Source organism: Vibrio sp. QJM3NY_39, assembly GCF_057785895.1.
On record NZ_CM173506.1, the window covers coordinates 1,636,372 to 1,655,110 of the forward strand.

At 42.7% G+C, this 18,739-nt stretch carries 16 protein-coding genes and 1 pseudogene; 6 read left to right on the plus strand and 11 right to left on the minus strand.

The genetic code is table 11. The features are described 5' to 3' along the window. Positions 1–22: 22 nt before the first annotated feature. The 5 genes from AC3CHU_RS23150 to AC3CHU_RS23170 form a co-directional block, all read right to left on the minus strand. The gene (locus AC3CHU_RS23150; RefSeq protein ID WP_017082269.1) at positions 23–274 is read right to left on the minus strand and encodes a hypothetical protein; all 252 of its coding nucleotides are present in this window, start codon (positions 272–274) and stop codon (positions 23–25) included. A 21-nt stretch (positions 275–295) separates the two neighbouring features. Next, positions 296–1,204 (minus strand): DMT family transporter, encoded by a 909-nt coding sequence (locus tag AC3CHU_RS23155; protein WP_488525779.1) that lies wholly within the window; start codon positions 1,202–1,204, stop codon positions 296–298. Positions 1,205–1,269: 65 nt separating this feature from the next. Next, entirely contained in the window at positions 1,270–2,961 is a 1,692-nt protein-coding gene (locus AC3CHU_RS23160; protein ID WP_237298114.1) for an SgrR family transcriptional regulator, read from the minus strand. A gap of 154 nt (positions 2,962–3,115) precedes the next feature. Then, positions 3,116–3,349, minus strand: a complete 234-nt coding sequence (locus tag AC3CHU_RS23165; RefSeq protein WP_004730938.1) for a DUF3389 domain-containing protein — start codon at positions 3,347–3,349, stop codon at positions 3,116–3,118. Between the two features lie 76 nt (positions 3,350–3,425). Beyond that, positions 3,426–3,851 (minus strand): hotdog fold thioesterase, encoded by a 426-nt coding sequence (locus AC3CHU_RS23170; RefSeq protein ID WP_108109013.1) that lies wholly within the window; start codon positions 3,849–3,851, stop codon positions 3,426–3,428. Positions 3,852–4,039: 188 nt separating this feature from the next. On the opposite strand from AC3CHU_RS23170, the gene AC3CHU_RS23175 reads away from it, so the two are divergent. Beyond that, entirely contained in the window at positions 4,040–4,828 is a 789-nt protein-coding gene (locus AC3CHU_RS23175; RefSeq protein ID WP_488525780.1) for a M48 family metallopeptidase, read from the plus strand. A gap of 85 nt (positions 4,829–4,913) precedes the next feature. On the opposite strand, the gene AC3CHU_RS23180 is transcribed toward AC3CHU_RS23175, so the two are convergent. Further along, positions 4,914–5,996: a site-2 protease family protein gene (locus AC3CHU_RS23180; protein WP_488525781.1), complete on the minus strand. Its 1,083-nt coding sequence runs from the start codon at positions 5,994–5,996 to the stop codon at positions 4,914–4,916. Positions 5,997–6,352: 356 nt separating this feature from the next. Here AC3CHU_RS23180 and AC3CHU_RS23185 point away from each other — a divergent pair, with 356 nt between their 5' ends. From AC3CHU_RS23185 to AC3CHU_RS23200, 4 genes are all read left to right on the plus strand, one after another. Beyond that, entirely contained in the window at positions 6,353–7,606 is a 1,254-nt protein-coding gene (locus AC3CHU_RS23185; RefSeq protein ID WP_488525782.1) for an outer membrane protein transport protein, read from the plus strand. Positions 7,607–7,624: 18 nt separating this feature from the next. Continuing rightward, positions 7,625–10,171 (plus strand): VolA/Pla-1 family phospholipase, encoded by a 2,547-nt coding sequence (locus AC3CHU_RS23190; protein ID WP_488525783.1) that lies wholly within the window; start codon positions 7,625–7,627, stop codon positions 10,169–10,171. 264 nt (positions 10,172–10,435) lie between these two features. Beyond that, positions 10,436–10,993 carry a PhnA domain-containing protein gene (locus tag AC3CHU_RS23195; protein WP_004730927.1) on the plus strand — a complete coding sequence of 186 codons (558 nt, stop codon included), beginning with the start codon at positions 10,436–10,438 and terminating at the stop codon, positions 10,991–10,993. Between the two features lie 149 nt (positions 10,994–11,142). Next, positions 11,143–12,336 (plus strand): ISL3 family transposase, encoded by a 1,194-nt coding sequence (locus AC3CHU_RS23200; protein ID WP_488524348.1) that lies wholly within the window; start codon positions 11,143–11,145, stop codon positions 12,334–12,336. A gap of 38 nt (positions 12,337–12,374) precedes the next feature. Here AC3CHU_RS23200 and AC3CHU_RS23205 read toward each other — a convergent pair whose 3' ends face one another. The 5 genes and pseudogenes from AC3CHU_RS23205 to AC3CHU_RS23225 form a co-directional block, all read right to left on the minus strand. Next, positions 12,375–13,529, minus strand: coding sequence for a BamA/TamA family outer membrane protein (locus AC3CHU_RS23205; protein WP_488525784.1), 1,155 nt, complete (start codon positions 13,527–13,529; stop codon positions 12,375–12,377). Between the two features lie 256 nt (positions 13,530–13,785). Then, complete coding sequence (locus AC3CHU_RS23210) at positions 13,786–14,691, minus strand: LysR family transcriptional regulator (RefSeq protein WP_488525785.1); 906 nt, start codon at positions 14,689–14,691, stop codon at positions 13,786–13,788. A gap of 154 nt (positions 14,692–14,845) precedes the next feature. Then, the gene (locus AC3CHU_RS23215) at positions 14,846–15,271 is read right to left on the minus strand and encodes a hypothetical protein (protein ID WP_488525786.1); all 426 of its coding nucleotides are present in this window, start codon (positions 15,269–15,271) and stop codon (positions 14,846–14,848) included. A 16-nt stretch (positions 15,272–15,287) separates the two neighbouring features. Next, positions 15,288–16,460 (minus strand): patatin-like phospholipase family protein, encoded by a 1,173-nt coding sequence (locus tag AC3CHU_RS23220; protein WP_488526328.1) that lies wholly within the window; start codon positions 16,458–16,460, stop codon positions 15,288–15,290. A 216-nt stretch (positions 16,461–16,676) separates the two neighbouring features. Beyond that, positions 16,677–16,993: pseudogene (locus tag AC3CHU_RS23225) on the minus strand (carbohydrate kinase family protein); the annotation flags it as partial. Between the two features lie 359 nt (positions 16,994–17,352). Here AC3CHU_RS23225 and AC3CHU_RS23230 point away from each other — a divergent pair. Then, entirely contained in the window at positions 17,353–18,684 is a 1,332-nt protein-coding gene (locus AC3CHU_RS23230) for a metal-dependent hydrolase family protein (protein ID WP_488525787.1), read from the plus strand. Positions 18,685–18,739: the final 55 nt, after the last annotated feature.

The window sequence follows — 18,739 nt, forward strand, 5'->3', positions numbered from 1 at the left end:
GTGTCGTGGCATTTGTTCTTTTCTACTTCATAGTCACCTTGCCACCCACAAACTTGTAGGCTGGCGTACCTCGAACCAAGGTATCTCGCGCGAATTCAATCCCACATTCAGGGCACACACATGGCTCTTTAGTGAAATCTTCAACAATACGTTCCTTAAAACACTTCACGAGGGCACCTTTGCCACCTTTCCGATACTTAAAAAGTTGCGTTTTGCATTTCGCACAGAAAATCTGAACCGTTTTGGTTGGTTGTTTCTTGTTTGGTTTAGCCATAGAAGTTAATGATTGAACTCTTTATTTCTTAAGTTTAGGTGCGACAAGAACCAAGCTTATCCCGAGTAAAATAACGGTCGATGAGATAATAAATTGCATGGTGACCGGCTCGGAGAGTAACAAGACGCCACCGAGTGTCGCGATAACCGGCACAGAGAGCTGTGCAATGGATGCGACCACTGTATTAAGCTTTTTCACCACGGAATACCACAAACTATAACCCACACCTGAAGCCACTGAGCCCGATATAAGCGCGTAAATCAAACCTTGCTCAGTGATAGAGACTTGAGGCATTGCATTAGGTATTACAACTAGAAGGCTTAAACCTGCAAGGATAACTAGCGAGCTAAATCCAAAGTTAGCGGTCGTCGATTGCAGTGCGTTTAAAGATTTCTTTCCTGCCAATGTGTAAATACCCCACCCAACTCCTGCCAGAGACATCAAGATGATAGAAACTAAGTCTGGTGCCTGTGTCGATTCAGTTGGCATTAACAAGTAAACAAGCCCTGCCACCGATAACAAACATCCGCCCCACTCAAGTAATGACATTCTGTTTCCAGAGAACAAGTGTGCGACAATCATCGTAAATTGTACTGCGACAAACAACACCAGCGCACCAAGACCTGCACCAAGCTTTAAGTAAGCGAATGAGAAGCCAAACATATACACAAGCAGTGACAATATTGATGTGAATTGAAACTGTGACTTTAGCTTTGTATATACCGATGTGCTGTTGTTTGCTAACTCCTGTTTATACTTAGATTGGGAAGATAAAGTGAATAAAATCAGAAGTGTAAGCGCACCAGATAAGATGCGCACGATCGAAAAGCTCAAAGGATCAATCGTTTGATCCATTAAAGCCCAGCGACACAAAACTGAATTAGCAGCAAAGGCCACCAGCGTAATAAATGTAACCATCACAGTTTGCATCGTTTTGTCCTAATTGAGTTATTTGGTCCTAATAAGTGTTCTTGGTTTTCAATCAACGTTGGGTTTCAATCAACGTCAGGCTTCACCCAAACTTGGCTAAAGTCGAACCAGCCTAATGCATTACACTTTGCGTTCTGCAGCGTACCGCATTGGTCTTTGTTTACACCTAGCCAACAGTGAAACATAGGGATCAACTGATTGCTTTGCACAAGTTGTTTCCCGAGTTGTCTTGCTGGGAATTGCTCAAACTCGCCCGAGCGCCAACGATCAATCATGTGACACCATTGGTCGAAGTCTTCAGCTGGGCTAGATTCATCAAGAAAACTGTAATCCATTAACCAACCAGCCAATGCATCGTCTCTGTTGTTAGCGATACCCATTGGATTAATCCAAATATCAACATTATCGGCGTGTGGAGGATCGGTTTCGTAACCGATAAGCTCAACATCGACATTATATTGCTTCAACACGGTGACAATCGCTTTGGCAAGTGTTGGGAACATCGGGTGTTGGCATTGGTACGCCAATCTAATGGTTGGTTTCGCATTTGCTGGTGGACAGACTGGCGTGTTTAACTTTATGTCATACCAGCCAGGTTTTATCCCATAGGCGTGTAGAACGCCCAAATCGATGACGGTCTCTTTTGGGATATGAACAAACAGATCAGCTGCATTCAATGCGTTAGACAAAAACTCCGCCCATGCGGGATCTTGTGCAATGCCCTTCTTTCTATTCAATAGTAAATACGTACAACCGGGATCAAGCTCTACTTCATCACTATCACCACGGTCGGCCATTACCGGTTTCGAAAGGCTTGGGTAAACCATAGAAGAATACGCTTCATCAACCACCCAAACCTCAACGCGATCAATCAACGGCCTGAAACCAAAGTATCCGTTGAAAGCCGTTAGTACGAGTTGCTTCTCATCGTTCTTCTCAATGCGATACGGCCCCGTACCAATTGGTCGAATATCGTAGTCTTCGCCACGTAAAATCATCGGTAAAGTGACCTTAGCGACCGATTCCGTGAGCGCGAGTGGGAAATACTTATCTGGGCGTGTTAAGAAGACATCGACCACGCAATTTGCGGGTGAAGAGACATCTTTAATATGCGAGAACAAATTGAGTGGTTCGAGCGCAAGAAGCGTGTCGACAACATGATTCGTTAATAGAGGCTCCCCGTTATGAAAACGAACACCCGGCCTCAAGAAGAATCGCCATTGATAGTCACTGATTTTTTGCCATGAATGAGCAAGATCGGGGTGTAACTGATCATTTTCATCCAGTCGCGTTAACCCACTAAAGACTTGGCAGGCAATGTGCTGCTCTGAACGTCGCATCGATTTTGTCGGGTTAAGCATTGAGAGCGGTCGGTAATAAGGCAAACGAATGACCTGCTCACCTTCTTGATATTGCACACCCAAATAGTTTTGAATAACCTGAGTAAGCTTGGCAGCATTGTGGTCAAGCACTGACAGCGCCTGACCAATTTTACCTTCCTGTAAGTACCGCCTCGCTAAGTTTTCACTGACATCGCAACGATTCTGCTTAAAGATAAGTTGAGATAACTTACCTCGGCCAGCCGCCGGTAGCCACTCTACCCAGCCTTGTTCTTCAAGTTTGTTGAGTACCATTCTTGCATTACGACGGGTACAACAGAGTACATCTGTTATGTCATCGAGCTGAACATCAGAATCTTTACCATCGAAGTATTCAAACAGGGTTTCAAATTGAACGCGAAGTCTTGGGCTACTCATAAAGAGGAAAACTTATTCAAAGGACATTGGATTCAGTTTCCCTATTTTAAGACGTAAAATCAATCTTACTGACGTGTTTTTATTGCGAATTATTGGGTATGACGTCCCAAGATGTTATTCAAACAGAATGGCTAAGTACTTTTGCAGCATACGGTTACATCACATCGCAGCCGATTTCATTGGCGATGTCACGAAGCTGTTGTTCATTATCTAATTTAATTGACCACTTGCACTCAGAGCCATTCGCCGAAATGACATTTGCCCCTTTTCCAATTAATTGAATCGCATCAACTTGCGCTTGCAGCGTGACTCTATGTTCACCATCTAAACGAACAACCAGCTCATGTGCGGTTGCGATAACTTTTCCACTTTTAAACGTTATGACCATCGGTTTCTCTAGCTACTTCTTTTAAATACAAATTACTATTTTCTAAATAGAACACAGTTAACTGCTGCCTACTCTATTATCGCTTATATTTCTTCACCGCAATCGTTAATCGACTCGTACAAACTAAGCGTTGGCGCTCGTCAGTGATATTGATTTGCCATACTTGGGTAGAGACACCAAGATGAATAGGTTCAGCAGTACCTATAACATGGCCTTCACGCATTGATCTTACGTGATTCGCGTTGATATCTAATCCAACACAATAGTAGCCTTCTGGTACGCAGAAATTAGCCGCCAATGAGCCAAGCGTTTCAGCTAGCACAACCGATGCGCCGCCATGAAGCATGCCTAGTGGTTGGTGCGTAAAATGACAAACCGGCATGGTTGCCACTAAGGAATTATCGTTTACTTCTGTGTAAACAATGTTGAGGTGCTCAATTAAGGTATTTTTTGAGGTCGCGTTGAAGGTATCTAGGTCAACGGGCTTTTTCCAAATACTCATATGGGTTCCTTAATTATTGACTTTATTAGTGCGTGAATCGCTTTATTAGTGAGTGAATAGCTTCATTATCGTTAATAGTGATCTTAACGATAACAATGTTTTTAAATACAATACTTATCTTACAGCTCTTAGTTATTACGCAAGTTGATGTTAACATGCATAAAAACCGAATACACAGAGGATATTGTATGACGTCATGGATGAAGTTTGCCTCGCTTCTCACACTTGCAGGCCTAACCGCATGTAGCGCTTCCCCGACAGGAAGAAACCAATTACTGCTTTTTTCTGATCAAGACATGTCTCAACTTGGGGCGCAATCGTTTGAACAAATGAAGAAAGAACAGCCAATAAGTAAAGACGCGAAAACGAACGCTTATGTACAGTGCGTTGCAAATAGCATTACTCAACATATTCCAAAACAAGGCTTTAGTGAATGGGAAGTTGTTGTTTTTGATAGCGACCAAGTGAATGCCTTTGCTTTGCCGGGTGGCAAAATTGGCGTATACACAGGGTTACTTAAGGTAGCGGTCAATCAAGACCAACTCGCAACGGTTATTGGACACGAAGTAGCTCACGTTCTCGCTGACCACAGTAATGAGCGTCTATCTCAGTCTCAAATCGCTAATACTGGCCTATCTATTACTAGCGTCGCGTTAGGCGCTTCAGAATATAAACAGTATCAGGGAATGACAATGGCTGCGTTAGGCTTAGGTGTTCAATACGGTGTTGTTCTACCTTATGGTCGAACTCAGGAGTCTGAAGCCGATATTGTAGGCTTAGAGTACATGGCTCAAGCTGGGTTCGATCCAAAACAAAGTGTCGATTTGTGGCAAAACATGGCGAAAGCATCAGGTGGGAACCAACCGCCAGAATTGCTGTCTACGCACCCTTCCCACAGTACGCGTATCAAAGATCTACAGGCGACGATAAAAACGTTACCTCAATCAGGTTCACCAAGACCAAATTGCAAAGCGTAATCTAACATTCGTTTAGACGCTAAACTTCGAATACAAAAATGCCCTATCCGTATTGGTTAGGGCATTTTTTGGTTTTTGATTCTTGTTAAGTACCAAGAATTTGCAATGGTAGGCTTAATAGCTGATCACCCGTAGATGCAAAATACCAGATAACACCGATCAAACTACTCACTAGACCCACATACCAAACAAACGACACGACTTGACCGTATTTGTCTAATGGCAACAAGTGACTGTGGTGACGCCCTTTCCATTCGAATAGTATTTCCACACTGCCCATAATCAATAAGAAGCCAAACAGGGTCAAATTCAACTGATAACTCAGTACCACGCCAGCAATAGCTGCCGCAACACACAGGACAATACCAAGCACACTGTTCATCGAGAAACTGATACTTTTTAGTACATGTCCGCCATCGAGAGGCAAAATCGGCAATAGATTAAACAAGTTTAATAATGCGTTAAATACTGCAAGCCCGGCGAAGAACATTTCGCCAGTCGCCCAGTACAACACCATAAATATCAACGAAAGTATCAAGCCAAACAATGGTCCCATGATCGAGATCACCACATCTTGCCATCGCGTATTGATCTTTTCGTCGGATAACGCCAAGCCACCAAGGAACGGTATTAAGTAGATGCCTTTGGTCTTCATTCCAAAGTATTTCATTGCTCTAATGTGGCCATATTCATGGAACATTAAACAAGCGATCAAGGCTAAAGCGAACTGAATTGAAAATAGCCACGAATAAGCGGCTAAACTCGCAGAGGCAAGTACCACCTTGATTAACTTGGCACTCTTGAGGGCTTTCATTCCCAGCGAAACTAACCCGATTAAGCTAAAACGTTTCTCTGGTTTTGGTGCGACAACCGGGGTTTGTTGCTCGATATCTTTGGTGTTTCGATTGCCTTCGGTAACGATTTGGCCATTCACGGTCGCTTTATAGGTCATCTCAAACGGTTGCCACTGAACGGCCGCCTCAACGTGACACTGCAACGTTTCCTCACCTGCAAGCAGAGTAAATGCATGAGCTCGAGCGTCATCTTGATCTGTGGTTGCGTCTAATTGGGACACCAAAGTATTGTCCCAGTACAACTGTTGCCACCCTGCCATTGACCCCTCTAAACGAAGTGGTTTTCCAAGAAACTCTATCGCGAGTAATTCCAAACTTTAATTCCAATTTAATGACTATCAATATGAATCGATATTATGCCGATTTAGCGATTAACGGTAAACATAAACAAAGTTGTTACATATTGAGCAGTTGAACACTATTTATACCAGCACCTAACATAAACATTCTGGTCACACCTCCAACCACCCATAAATCATTGATTGTGGTTATATTATTAGTGTTAGAGTGCCACCCCTTAAAAACATTACTTCACAAAATGACAACTCATTCTTTGACTTTACATTAAACATGAATTTAACATGCCGTTTACATTGGAGCTAAAACACCAACAACGCTCAGTGTGTTTTCAATAATAAGAATGAGATTTGATGCCCTAGGAGGGTCAAGGATGAAAACAATACAACGCTCTCTCGTTTCACTTTCTGTGCTATTTGCATGTAATTCACTTGCGGCTGGTTTCCAAGTTGCTGAGCACTCTGCCTCAGGTCTTGGTCGCGCATTTTCAGGTGAAGGTGCTGTAGCTGATAACGCGAGTGTACTATCGAGAAACCCCGCCGCAATGACCCTATTTGATACAGCCCAATTTTCAGGCGCGGTTTCTATCGTTGATCCAGAGGTTAACGTCACTCAAACCAAAATTAGTGATAGCGATTTCAATCAGAGGTCTTCTGACGTAGCCCCTTTGCAAATAGTCCCGGCCGCTTACTACATCAGTCCAATCAATGAAAAGTGGGCATGGGGGATTGGCATGTTCACTACATATGGCGTTGCTACTGATTATCCCGACGATATTTATGCAGGTGATTTAGCTGGTGACACATCTTTGGTGTCCGTAAACCTAAACCCAAACATTGCTTACAGAGTAAATGAAAGCTTAAGCCTCGGTGCTGGTATCAATCTGGTATATGCGGAAGCTGAATTAAATAGACATCAAGGCAGCTTACCTTTTGGTGGTGAATCAAGTGACAAATTAATTTCAATGACTGGTGAAACATTCGCTTTTGGGTGGAATGTCGGTGCATTGTACGAACTAAACGAGTACAACCGCTTTGGCTTTGGTTATCGCTCATCCGTTGAACTCGACTTTGATGACGGTGAGTTTACCGATTACACGGGTTCAAAAATGGAAAATAACGCTCCAGGTAAGACAACCGGACGTTTAGAAATTGAACTACCCGATATCTTTGAACTATCTGCTTTTCATCAACTTAACGATGCTTGGGCAATACACTATGGTTGGCAATTAACCAAATGGAGTAAGTTCAAAGAATTAAAAGCAACGAGTTCAGATTGTAAAAATAATGAGTGTTTCTTAAAAAACGAGCATTACGAAGACAACCAAAGATGGTCTGTTGGTGCTACTTACATGGTTAACCAAAGCTGGACTCTACGTGCAGGTTTGGCATATGACGAACAAGCTGGTGAAGCAACGTTAAGCATCCCCGATAGCGACCGTATGTGGTATTCAGCCGGTTTAACTTATGCAATTTCTGAAAACATGACTGTCGATGCAGCATTTGCATTAGTACAAAGCGAAAGCGGCTCGTTTACCGAAACCGATGCAGCAGGACAAAAGCTTACATTTGATGCTGAAGGCGTTGCTTACCTTTCAGCGATACAACTTAACTACACCTTCAACTAACCGTACGGGAATAATTACATGAACAACAAATTTTCTTTATCTCTCGTATGCTCAGCATTACTGCTTGCTGGCTGTGGGGACAATAGTGAAAGCTCTGGTGATTCAACAGCGGCACCTTATTCAGATGCAATCAACCAATCATTAGCTAGAAGTTCAAAAATTAGCTTCACTCTTCTAGGTAATGAAGCGGATGTTCCTCTTCCTTCGTTTTTCTTGTTCGATACCAACGATCACACTCTGAATATTCCGTTAGATGCAAATTCAACTGGACTCTTGAATGATCCAAAAATAGCCATGGGTGAAGCTGATGGTTGGAGTACTATCATGCCGTTCACTATTAATGTGAATCTTCCAAGTGATAGGACGCTGAAGAATGATGTCGTGATGAACGGGACGACACCGTTTAGTGCGCACCTCAATGCTGGGGTAAAAGTTGCTAAAGTCGATGTTGATCTGAGCACTGGTGTCATGTCTAACTTTACTGCGCTAACTGCTGGCGTTGACTACTTAGTGGCATCTAGCGATTTTAAGACCATACAAGTTTTACCTCTTAAAGGTTTAGATCCTAGCTCTGACTACATTTATGCATTAACTGACTCAATTATTGATAGCGCAGATGAACCACTAGGAACATCAAGCTCCTACGCGTCTTTAAAAACGACAGATATAGACCAAGCAGGCTCGCTCGATTTACCACAAAAAGTCATCCATCAAGTTGAAGCGTTATTCGCTGGCTATGGCTCTGTATCAAGCTCAGATGAAATCATCTACTCATCTTGGTTTACTACGGCGTCGGCAGGTAACGTAATGCTAAATACTAAAAATGCGTTAGCACTAGGGTATGAATCAAGCCAATCTCAGATTTGGCAAGGCAGCGCCAACCCGAACAATATTGATGCAGACATGCTCAATAGCCTTTACGAGATAGAAATTGATACTGCTAGCCAAATTCCAAATACTATGGCATTTGATACCGCGCTAAGTGTTGATCCATACGCAAAAGCGGTACTGGGAACAGATGGCATTAATGCCCTCTCGACCAATTATGCTGGTTTAAAGTTAGCAACGGGCAGCGAAATCACGGTCTACCGTGCTAAAGTTAAATTGCCGTATTTCCTATCTAATGACACGGCGAACAGTGGTTGGAAAACTCAGCCTTGGCGCAGTAGCATGCCGAGTGTCCTCAAGATCCTCAAAGTTCTAACGTCTGGTTCGGACGCAGACAAAGGTGAAATAGCAAGGCAACTATTTGTACTGGGTATCACTGACCCAGCGACTCAACTACTCGACCCAAACTACCAAAAGAACCTAGTTGGCGCGGAGTTGACTTTAGCGGACGGGTCTCAACTGGACCCAGAACGAATCTTAACCAAATACAGTGCCGTTCCACAGATTCGCTCTGTAGAAAGCGTTGATGTCATTATGTTTATCCCTTCTGGTGGCCCTGTCGGTAACAGCCTGCCAGTACTTCAATACCAGCATGGTATTACCAGTTTAAAAGAGACCAGTTACGCTTTCGCGTTGCAGCATATTGCGGGCGCAATCCAAACCGGCCAGCAACCTTATGCCATTGTTGCGATTGATCAACCACTGCATGGCCAGCGAAGTCTTGGACAAAATGGAGAAGTCGTGACTACGCCAAACACACCGACTGTGTACATGAACCTTGAGTACTTACCGGTTGCCCGTGACAATATTAGACAAAGTGCGATTGATGGCATTGGTTTGAGACTTGCTCTCAATAACGGTACTGGTGCACCATTTAGCTCTTTAGATACGAGTAACGTCTCTTTGATGGGACATTCTATTGGTGGCATTACCGGCATTAGCTCTTCAGCGGTAGCCAACACCAAGATTGATGCGACATTCGGCATTACGGTTGATGACGAACTTGCTTATAAAGCGACAACGTTAGCGAATCCAGGCGGTGGTATCGGTCCATTCTTACTGGAATCTGGCTCATTTTCAGGAACAATAAAGCATACGGTAATAGGTGCTCAAGTCACCGCCTATCAAGACTATTATGCCGTCAATTGTTATAACAAAACGCCGGCAGTTGACGATGGTGATTGCTTTGATGATTTCTATGCAACGCTCAGCGGCTCTAACGCAAGTGATGAACAAAAACAAACAAAAGCCGTGGTTGATGCAACGCTCACGTCATTCACTTATGCGGCGCAAACAGTGTTAGATAATGTTGACCCGATTAACATTGCGACACTTATGTCTGGCCCAGTACTTGGCATACAAGCAGAAGGTGATGAGACAATACCTAATACGACTCAACTGCCTACAGCTGGCACACAAGCTCTGTTTAGCAAACTTGAGTTAAAGAACAGCGTTAATCATTCTACAGGCCAATTATTGGCTTCTTACTTTGCTCGCACTTCATTTGCTGAGCATAGTACTGTGATTGCACCACAAAAATCTCACCTACCTGCAGAAGACGATAGTGCCGCGCATGAAGAAATGGTGTCACAAATTGTGCAATTCAATCTCAACCAAGGTAATGCGACGGGTAGCTTAGTCGTTAACTCTGCACTGCTTGATGCAACGATTGATTAGCAACAAGTAACTAATGATTAAAAGGCAAATAGCCCAGATCATTAAGCCAAGTTATAACTTATTCATGCCAGCCTAACCGCTGGCATTTTTGTATCTGTCGTTCGAACAATTCCCCTAGTTAACCGTTTGCATAGAACCTTAAAACACAAATGGTTGATCTCAGCTAAAATTAATCAAGACAGAATACCGTACGACCTCTTTCTTTATTGTAAATAAAGTGGATAATAGCCCCGTAATTTAATACCTAATAAATGTGAGTCCATTATGTCTTCTGAAGCTACGATGCTAGAACGCTGCCAATCTAAATGTGAACTATGTGGTTCTGATTCTTCTCTTACTGCATACGCAGTACCGCCACACAGCCACGTAACAGTGGATCACGGCATCATGGTATGTGACAAATGCCTGGGTGAGATTGACGATCCAAAAGATATCAACCACTGGCGTTGCCTAAGCGACAGCATGTGGAGCCAAGAAGCGCCAGTTCAAGTAATGGCGTGGCGTCAACTTACTCGTCTGAACTCTGAAAGCTGGGCTCAAGACGCGCTAGACATGATGTACCTTGAAGAAGAAACATCAGTTTGGGCACAAATCGGCATGTCTGCTGATGACAAGCCTCTTGATGTGAACGGCGTTGAACTTAAAAAAGGTGACGACGTAACAGTAATCAAAGACCTGCCAATCAAAGGTACTAACCAAGTGATTAAGCAAGGTACTGTTATCCGTGGCATCAGCGTTGGTGACGATCCTAAGCTTGTTTCTGGTAAAACAAACGGCGGTCAATCAATGTACGTAATCGCTGAGTTCTGCCGTAAGAAGTAATTCTTCTTTTCGCTGAACAAAATCTAAAAAGGCGCTGAATAGCGCCTTTTTTCTGGTTCATCGCGGATTAGCGGGAACTAAAAACAAAAACGGTAGTAAGTGATATGGTTTAGTCGCCAAACAAAAATCATACACAAACTACCGTTTCTATGCCGAATCATACTTTCCTATCTTCATTCTGGGAAGGCTTTCAAATAGTAAAGTCTCTCCAGACTGCATCACTTATTACCCTGACTCTTAAACCTAGCTCTGAGGCTAAATGCCTTTGTGGTCTTGAGGCCGAGGCTATCCATGAGTATCAATGGCGTCACGTAAAGGATGCCATGTTGCTCGGTGTGCCTGTTGAACTTTCCGTTCAAACTCGAAGGATTAAGTGTCGTGACTGCGGCATAAAAACAGAATCTCTCTCTTGGTTAGAGCCTTATGCTCGTATAACAAAGCGCCTAAAAAGCTATATAGAACAACTGCTACCCCTGCTTCCCATTAAGCATATATCCCAAATTACGGGCGTTCATTGGCACACCATTAAAGAAATAGATAAACGCCGACTTCGACAAGTGGTGCCGCCAGTGAAATGGGGTGAGCTAAAGCAGCTCGTGATGGATGAGTTCGCCATCTTTAAAGGGCATCGATATGCCACCGTCATCGCTGATGCGAAGACTCATCAAGTCATTTGGGTTGGATTAGGCCGCAGCCGCAAGGACATACGGCCGTTCTTCGAGCAGCTAGGCGAGAATGGGGTAAATATCGAAGCAGTAGCGATGGACATGAATACGGCTTTTGACCTTGAAGTTCAAGCGCACTGCCCGAACGCAAAAATCGTTTACGACTTATTCCATGTTGTTGCTAAGTTCGGTCGCGAGGTGATGGATAGAGTCAGAGTCGACCAAGCCAACAAACTCAAGCAAGATAAAAAAGCGAGGCAATGGGTGAAGCGCTCACGGTGGGTACTGCTGAAAAATAGAGGCAACTTAAATACACGTCAAGATAGCTATCTTACTGAAATATTGAATATCAATAAGGACTTAATGACCACTTATATACTCGGAGCCCAACTCAAAGAGCTTTGGTATTGTGAATCCGAAGGGCACGCGAAGGGGCTCTGGGACACGTGGTGGGAACAAGTGCAAGAGAGTGGAATTAAGCCATTGAAAGAGTTCGCACGAAAACTGAGTCCTTATCTTCACGGCATTATCGCATCGGCAAGTTATCCGTTGAACACCTGCACACTGGAAGGGATAAACAACAAGATAAAGTTAATCAAGCGAATGGGGTATGGGTATCGAGATACAGACTACTTCTTCTTGAAGATAAAAGCGGCTTTCCCCGGAAAGCCGCGATGAACCTTTTTTCTTGGGAAAATTTCAACTCATGAGTTGTTCTAGAAACCACTGCCTATATTAAAGTAGATAGCTCGCTCTTCATGGCTCTGCGCGTAGTCCATACCAAGGTGTAAACCGTAACGTCTTGCGATTTGATATCGAAAACCGACACCTCCTGCATTTACCGTACTATCCTGACTTATCCTGCTATCTTGTTTTGCATTACCAGAACCGTAGAACCCCGAAACCTTCCAGCGATGATTAATGCTATACGTCAATTGCCCTTGTATAGTTTCAATCTCATCCCCTTGATAACGGTAAGAAGACACACCACGTAAAGAAACATAAGGCTTCGCTGTTGGTGATACAAACAGATCTTTCTGTTCGAAGTTTTGATAGTTTGCGGCCAAGCCTAACGTCCATTTATTGGTGATTGGGATATAAGCTTCACCATCAATATTGAGATTACGGTAATTGTAATCACTGCCAATGGCATCATCATAAATCATGTAATCAGCAGACAGCTTATAGCCCTTAGTCGGATAAAATAGGTTATCTCGCGTGTCATATTCTGCCTCTAACCCTAAACCTGATGTGACCGATTCGTTACCCAGGAGTTTATCTAAAAGTGTATTTTCGAATTCAATTTCAGACTTTGCCAGTAATTGCTTTATACCCAACATCCAAGGTGTATTTCCGAGTCTAAACTGTACCTTTTGAGACAGTACAGCAACGGAAGTTGATGTGCCTATTCTCAGGTCATGGTCAATCGGTGCCCAATCGATTGATGTGTACAAATCTAAATTCGCAACACCAAAACCGCCCCCCCCAGTATAACGAATAGCATCATTCATCCATGAACGTCTATGGCCACCAAAGACAAACCAAGTCTCATTTTCTGTACCGACTGCGCCAACCACTGACATTGCAGAAGGAACAAGCTGTGCACCACCATCTATAGCAGAGAGTGCTGCCTGCTTTCGTTGTCGCTTTTCTTCATCCGTCTCATGTAGAAACAAGCCAGCTACACCGCCACCGTAACCTATTGCAGGCTCGGTAATCAAAATTGGAATAGGTAAAAAGCCCGTCGCATTTTCTGCGATGTGATGGCCCATATCAAATTTGCCATCCACAGGATCGTAAAAAGACGCCATAGTAGAAAAAGGGATCAATAAAGAGCTTGAAAATAACGCAAGCACACCACTGCAGTTCATATTAATTGCCTCAAAAAAACCGAGGCGCGAACCTCGGTTGAAAATTTGCTTCCGTGCAATAAACATTAAAAATAATAACATTTTGCTACAAAGAAAGTTCTTTATCAGCGCAAGCATAATAGCTAGCTCTTAATATTTCCCCTACTCTCATATGGAGGGTCTCGCCCTACAAAATCAAATAATCCATAGATCGTATGAACGAAAAAGGCTCATATAAATGAGCCTCTATAAGCAAATAACCTGTGTTATTGGTTCATTAATCTCGCTTTAGCAATCGCTCTACGTTTTCTTTGATAACTGCTAAGACTGATGACTTAGCTTCGCTAATTTGTTTAGAATGAGGACACCACAGTGCAAAGCCAAATTTAAATCCTTGTTCCATTTCAGACGATTGTATAGGTTCGATGTCGTAATGCGAAAATTCAGAATGAGCGAACGTTTTTGGTAGAAGTGCCCATCCTAAGCCTGCTTCAACCATTTTGATAACTAGCGCTAATTGGTCGACTTCTTCATTGTCAGAACTAACGGTTATTTTTTCGGACATTCCTTCTTCAATGAAGGATTTTAAGACAAACTGCTTCGCATTTCTTAGCGCTAAAAGTACATCTTCTTTTGCCAAAGATGAAAACTCACCATTTTTTTGAACGAAAGGAAAAAATTCTATATGGCCTAAAAAGGTGGCATCAAAACTGTGTATTCCACGACTGTCATGCACGTTGACCAGTCCAAAATGATACTCACCGCTCTGAAGGCCTTGCTTAATGTCTTTTTTATTTCGTACTAGAAAATTCACTCGCATCATCGGGAAATCGCGACGCAACTTCTTTCGAATATCCACAAGTATTTGATGAGGTATCACACTTGAATAAGCAAAAGTAATATTTTCCAAACCGCCATAAGACAAGCTCAAGGCTACCTTGTCGAAAGTGCGTGCTTGTTCAATCGTTTGCTTAGCATAGTGATAGAGATGGTGGCCATCTTCTGTTGGCTTAACCGATCGTCCAACCCTTTCAAATAGACTTACCGCGAGTTGGTCTTCAAGGTTAGTAATAACTTGGCCGATTGTTGTCCTATGCTTGTTAAGCTTAACCGCAGCCTTGCTGAAAGACAGTTGGTCATAGACAGTCACAAACGCGAGAAGTTGTTCAATGCTGAAATTCATTTTGTTGTGCTTACTTTTAGTCGTTATGTATTTAAATTATCACAGATTGACGTAATATCTACTTTGTTAGAATAATAGTGAAATGAATTCGTCTGGTTTATACAAAAAACCTACTCAAGTCAGTAGGTTCTATCATTGATGTGTAACGAATAACTTAAATGTATTCGATAACTCGTGCTAAGTAGTTAAAGTCGCCTGAATCACCGTGGTAATTGCGGTAAACATCGACACTGAAATATCTAGGTTGATCCGTTTGAATATGTTCAGCAATACGCTGCTCAATAGACTCTAGAGTTTCACCCGTTTGCGAGTAAATGTATTTTTTGGTGTTTTTTTGAAGTTGGCGTTGCTTGGCTTCTTCGTGTGTAACGTAATTGTTCACTTCAACCCACAGACCAATGTAATCAATCGCCACATAATCTGAATTTTCTTCAACCATGACTAACGCCGCTTGTTGTTGAACGTCGACCAGTTGTAGCATGTCATTATCGACTTTCTGTTGATCCATTGAGATCCCATTTTGTGCCACTGCAGCGCTAGACGTTGCCATGATAAGTAGCGTTAATGCTGTTTTATTCATTTTACAATATCCCTAATTAAGGTAATTCGGTTACCCAAGGTTCACCCTGAGTTGCTTTGTGATAACCATATTCGTATATGGTTAATAAGTAATGTTCATCAAACATGTCTTTGGTGCGTTTCGCATATCCAAAGTCGTGTTCCATATAAGTGAATTTCATTTCTATGTTATTGATTTCACTGATGTATTTCATTCGATATAGGTCACCACGTGTCTGAGCAAGAGTCAGGCTTGATACACTCTTTGTTACCAAATCGAGTCCCTTATCTCTGAGCGAGTGATACGGTGCTTTCAGCGAACCATTTCGAATAACATCGAGTTGTGGTGGCGCCTTTAACCCAAGTAAATCTGAGATCTGTTGATAATCAAAGTTAGATGGATTGAAGAACACTTGAGTCGCTAAGCCACCATCGACGTGTAACTCTTCAAAAATTACACCTTCATGTTCCACATTGATAAACTGCGGTGGGAATACTCCGGGAATGGAAGCGCTTGCCGCCAAGACCTTATAAATGAGTTCAGACTTATTTGGCATTTCACTGTTTGCTATTGCGCCCACATTCCAAATGACAAGCTCGCCAGAATCAAAATGTGTGGTGCCAATAAACAGACGTTTGCCGCTGCGATGTTGCGTTGCAATTTGCTCAATCATCGGTTCAGGGAAAGCCTCAGCAATAAACTGGTACAAATGTTCTCCATCGGTAAACGCATCTTTAAAGACAGTGTTTAAAAAGTTCTTTTTTCCAAGCACTGATTTATCATTGATGTTCAACATTACTTCTTTCATCTTCGAAAACGCATCTCCCCCGATAAACACAAACGGTGCCATTAATGCTCCTGCGCTGATGCCAGTCACTATCGAGTAGTCCTTCAGTTGGCCTGATTCTTCAAGCCCTATTAAGATACCCGCACCAAAAGCTCCGTTTGCGCCACCTCCTGACAATGCCAAGATGTTCAGTTGATCGCCTGATACGGTAATCGGCGTGGTTTGATCGTCTGCAGAGTATAAGAAGTCTGGCGCCTCACTCGCCCAAATACGCAGTGGCTCTTCTACTGATGATGCATCTTCTACAATGACGTCTTTGTAATTGTCTTTGTTTACGCGTACATCCAGTGTGTGAGGTGAACTACAAGCCACTACTAGGAATGACAAAGCAACGGTAAGACCCGAAGAGATTAGACGGTTCATATTTAGGCTCATTTAATTTTCTCTAACGTGATTCAGAGACTCTGTTTAATAAAATGAAAAAGCAGAGCAGTTAATAAATAGGATAAAGTGAAGTCCATCTCTTTGTGGTCGTAATATAGCTAGAACCGGGCTTAACTCGTAATCTCGTTTGTAGGACGCTATCCACCGATTTTCGCCCTGTTGCCTTCGCCTTAAACACTGTTGGAGTTAAACGCTCTAGCCTATTTTAACTACGTTGAAATCGTGGGTAGGCTCAACAAATTCATATTGAGCATTAATCGTTTGTAGTTCCCAAGTGCCATAGCTCTTAGTCAGCTCCAATACACCGTAGACGGCGTTGTTTGCGTGACGGAGTGCAACCACCGGAGACATTTTTTCATTAATCTCGCAGTAAATAGGCCCGAAATAAGGTCGCCAACACCAACCGGTTGCTCATCAAATTTGATGTTCGGTCGTTGAGCTAAATAGCATACTTTTTTCGTTGCGAGGATCATACTGAATGCGTCGTCGGGTAATGAGTGTAGATGTTGCACGTACGGTTCTTAGGGTGGTGACACTTGGTGACAAGTGTCGTCCACCCAGCATTTTTGAGATAGAAAGTGCCACAGATAAGAATTCAGCCTATGACGATTTGGGCAAAACCTACTTAAGGGTTCAATTCTTTACCAATCGTCGCCAAAACTACTACGCTTACAAGGTGTCAACATATTGGCCTCCAAACCAATTGAGTCGCATACAAATCATTGCAAGCTATCCCTCCTACCGTAGGTTGGATCAAATAGGACGAGCCATTGCACATAGCTTGTTATTGGAACATAGAATATGAGTTAATACTTTCAACAAAGAGCTAACAGCAAATTTTACAAAATTAACCAACCTTAGGTAAATGAAAATGAATAATCTCACCATACTAAGCGCACTGATTGGCAGCTGTCTTTCATTTGGGGCACTAGCTGATTCTGTATTAATCACTAATGTCGATGTCTTTGACGGCGTCAATGAAGAACTTACGGAAGACGCAAATGTGTTGATCGTAGACAATCTAATTCAAACAATCTCAACAGATGATATCATTCATGAAGGTGCTAAGGTCATTGATGGCAATGGTAGAACGATGATACCAGGTCTGTCTGATGCACATACTCATATAATGTGGACCGATGATATCGAAACACTCATCTATGGCGCACCCGAAGGTTGGTCTGGAACCCTTGCTGGTGTTAACGCAGGCGAAATGCTGCAACGTGGTTTCACTACCATTCGTGACAATGGTGGCCCAGCTTTCGGCTTGAAAAAAGCTATCGACGAAAACATCGTTCCTGGGCCTAGAATTTTACCCGCTGGAGCGTTTATTTCACAAACATCAGGCCATGGCGATTATGATCAGCGTATGTTTTACATGTCACCTCACTTTACAGGCCAAATCGACAAAGCCTACATTAGAGGATGGACAATAATTGCTGATGGCGTACCTGAAGTACAAAAAGCATCACGAGATGTGTTTCGCTCAGGCGCAACTCATTTAAAAATCTTTGGTAGTGGCAGTATCACAGGCGCTCATGATCCATTGGATGTGACTGAATATACTTATGAAGAACTCAAAGCTATTGTGACCGAAGCCGACAAATGGGGTACTTACGCTGCTATTCATGCCTACAGTGATGAAGGCATACAAAATGCAATCAAAGCCGGTGTGAAAAGTATCGAGCACGGATTATTTGCATCTGAAGAAACCATGAAATTGATGAAAAAGAATGATGTCTGGTTCTCAACTCAATTTTTAGCCTTTAGCCTCTCCCCAGAGAAAGCAGGAATGAAAGGTGATTCAATCCCTAAATACCTAAAAGCACAACAAGGGGCCCAAAATGGGTATGAGCGTGCAAAAAAAATGGGGTTAAAAATGACGTTTGGTACCGATATTTTAGGATCGCTGACTCTTCACCGTATGCAAAACCGTGAATTTATCGCGCGCAGCAAGTATTTCACGCCTTATGAAATCTTAAAGCAAGCAACATCACAAAATGCAGAGCTATTTGAATTATCGGGCGAGCGCCACCCTTATAAAGAAGGAAAGCTAGGTGTAATTCAAGAAGGCGCTTATGCTGACTTGTTGCTTGTGGACGGAAATCCACTTGAAGATATATCTATCTTAGCTCTTCCCAGTACAAACCTAGATCTGATCATGAAAGACGGTGTTGTATATAAGAATCAATTAGACAAATAAAGTCTTTGATTAAACACCACAATTCGAGTTTAGTCCACTCCGCCACCTGATCTAT

Bases quoted from the DNA above. Each gene is read 5' to 3' on its own strand.
- AC3CHU_RS23215 (WP_488525786.1), bottom strand. From the start codon at position 15,271: ATGAATAAAACAGCATTAACGCTACTTATCATGGCAACGTCTAGCGCT.
- AC3CHU_RS23170 (WP_108109013.1), bottom strand. From the start codon at position 3,851: ATGAGTATTTGGAAAAAGCCCGTTGACCTAGATACCTTCAACGCGACC.
- AC3CHU_RS23195 (WP_004730927.1), top strand. From the start codon at position 10,436: ATGTCTTCTGAAGCTACGATGCTAGAACGCTGCCAATCTAAATGTGAA.
- AC3CHU_RS23200 (WP_488524348.1), top strand. From the start codon at position 11,143: ATGCCGAATCATACTTTCCTATCTTCATTCTGGGAAGGCTTTCAAATA.
- AC3CHU_RS23160 (WP_237298114.1), bottom strand. From the start codon at position 2,961: ATGAGTAGCCCAAGACTTCGCGTTCAATTTGAAACCCTGTTTGAATAC.
- AC3CHU_RS23190 (WP_488525783.1), top strand. From the start codon at position 7,625: ATGAACAACAAATTTTCTTTATCTCTCGTATGCTCAGCATTACTGCTT.
- AC3CHU_RS23220 (WP_488526328.1), bottom strand. From the start codon at position 16,460: ATGAACCGTCTAATCTCTTCGGGTCTTACCGTTGCTTTGTCATTCCTA.
- AC3CHU_RS23165 (WP_004730938.1), bottom strand. From the start codon at position 3,349: ATGGTCATAACGTTTAAAAGTGGAAAAGTTATCGCAACCGCACATGAG.
- AC3CHU_RS23205 (WP_488525784.1), bottom strand. From the start codon at position 13,529: ATGAACTGCAGTGGTGTGCTTGCGTTATTTTCAAGCTCTTTATTGATC.
- AC3CHU_RS23210 (WP_488525785.1), bottom strand. From the start codon at position 14,691: ATGAATTTCAGCATTGAACAACTTCTCGCGTTTGTGACTGTCTATGAC.
- AC3CHU_RS23155 (WP_488525779.1), bottom strand. From the start codon at position 1,204: ATGCAAACTGTGATGGTTACATTTATTACGCTGGTGGCCTTTGCTGCT.
- AC3CHU_RS23150 (WP_017082269.1), bottom strand. From the start codon at position 274: ATGGCTAAACCAAACAAGAAACAACCAACCAAAACGGTTCAGATTTTC.
- AC3CHU_RS23185 (WP_488525782.1), top strand. From the start codon at position 6,353: ATGAAAACAATACAACGCTCTCTCGTTTCACTTTCTGTGCTATTTGCA.
- AC3CHU_RS23230 (WP_488525787.1), top strand. From the start codon at position 17,353: ATGAATAATCTCACCATACTAAGCGCACTGATTGGCAGCTGTCTTTCA.
- AC3CHU_RS23175 (WP_488525780.1), top strand. From the start codon at position 4,040: ATGACGTCATGGATGAAGTTTGCCTCGCTTCTCACACTTGCAGGCCTA.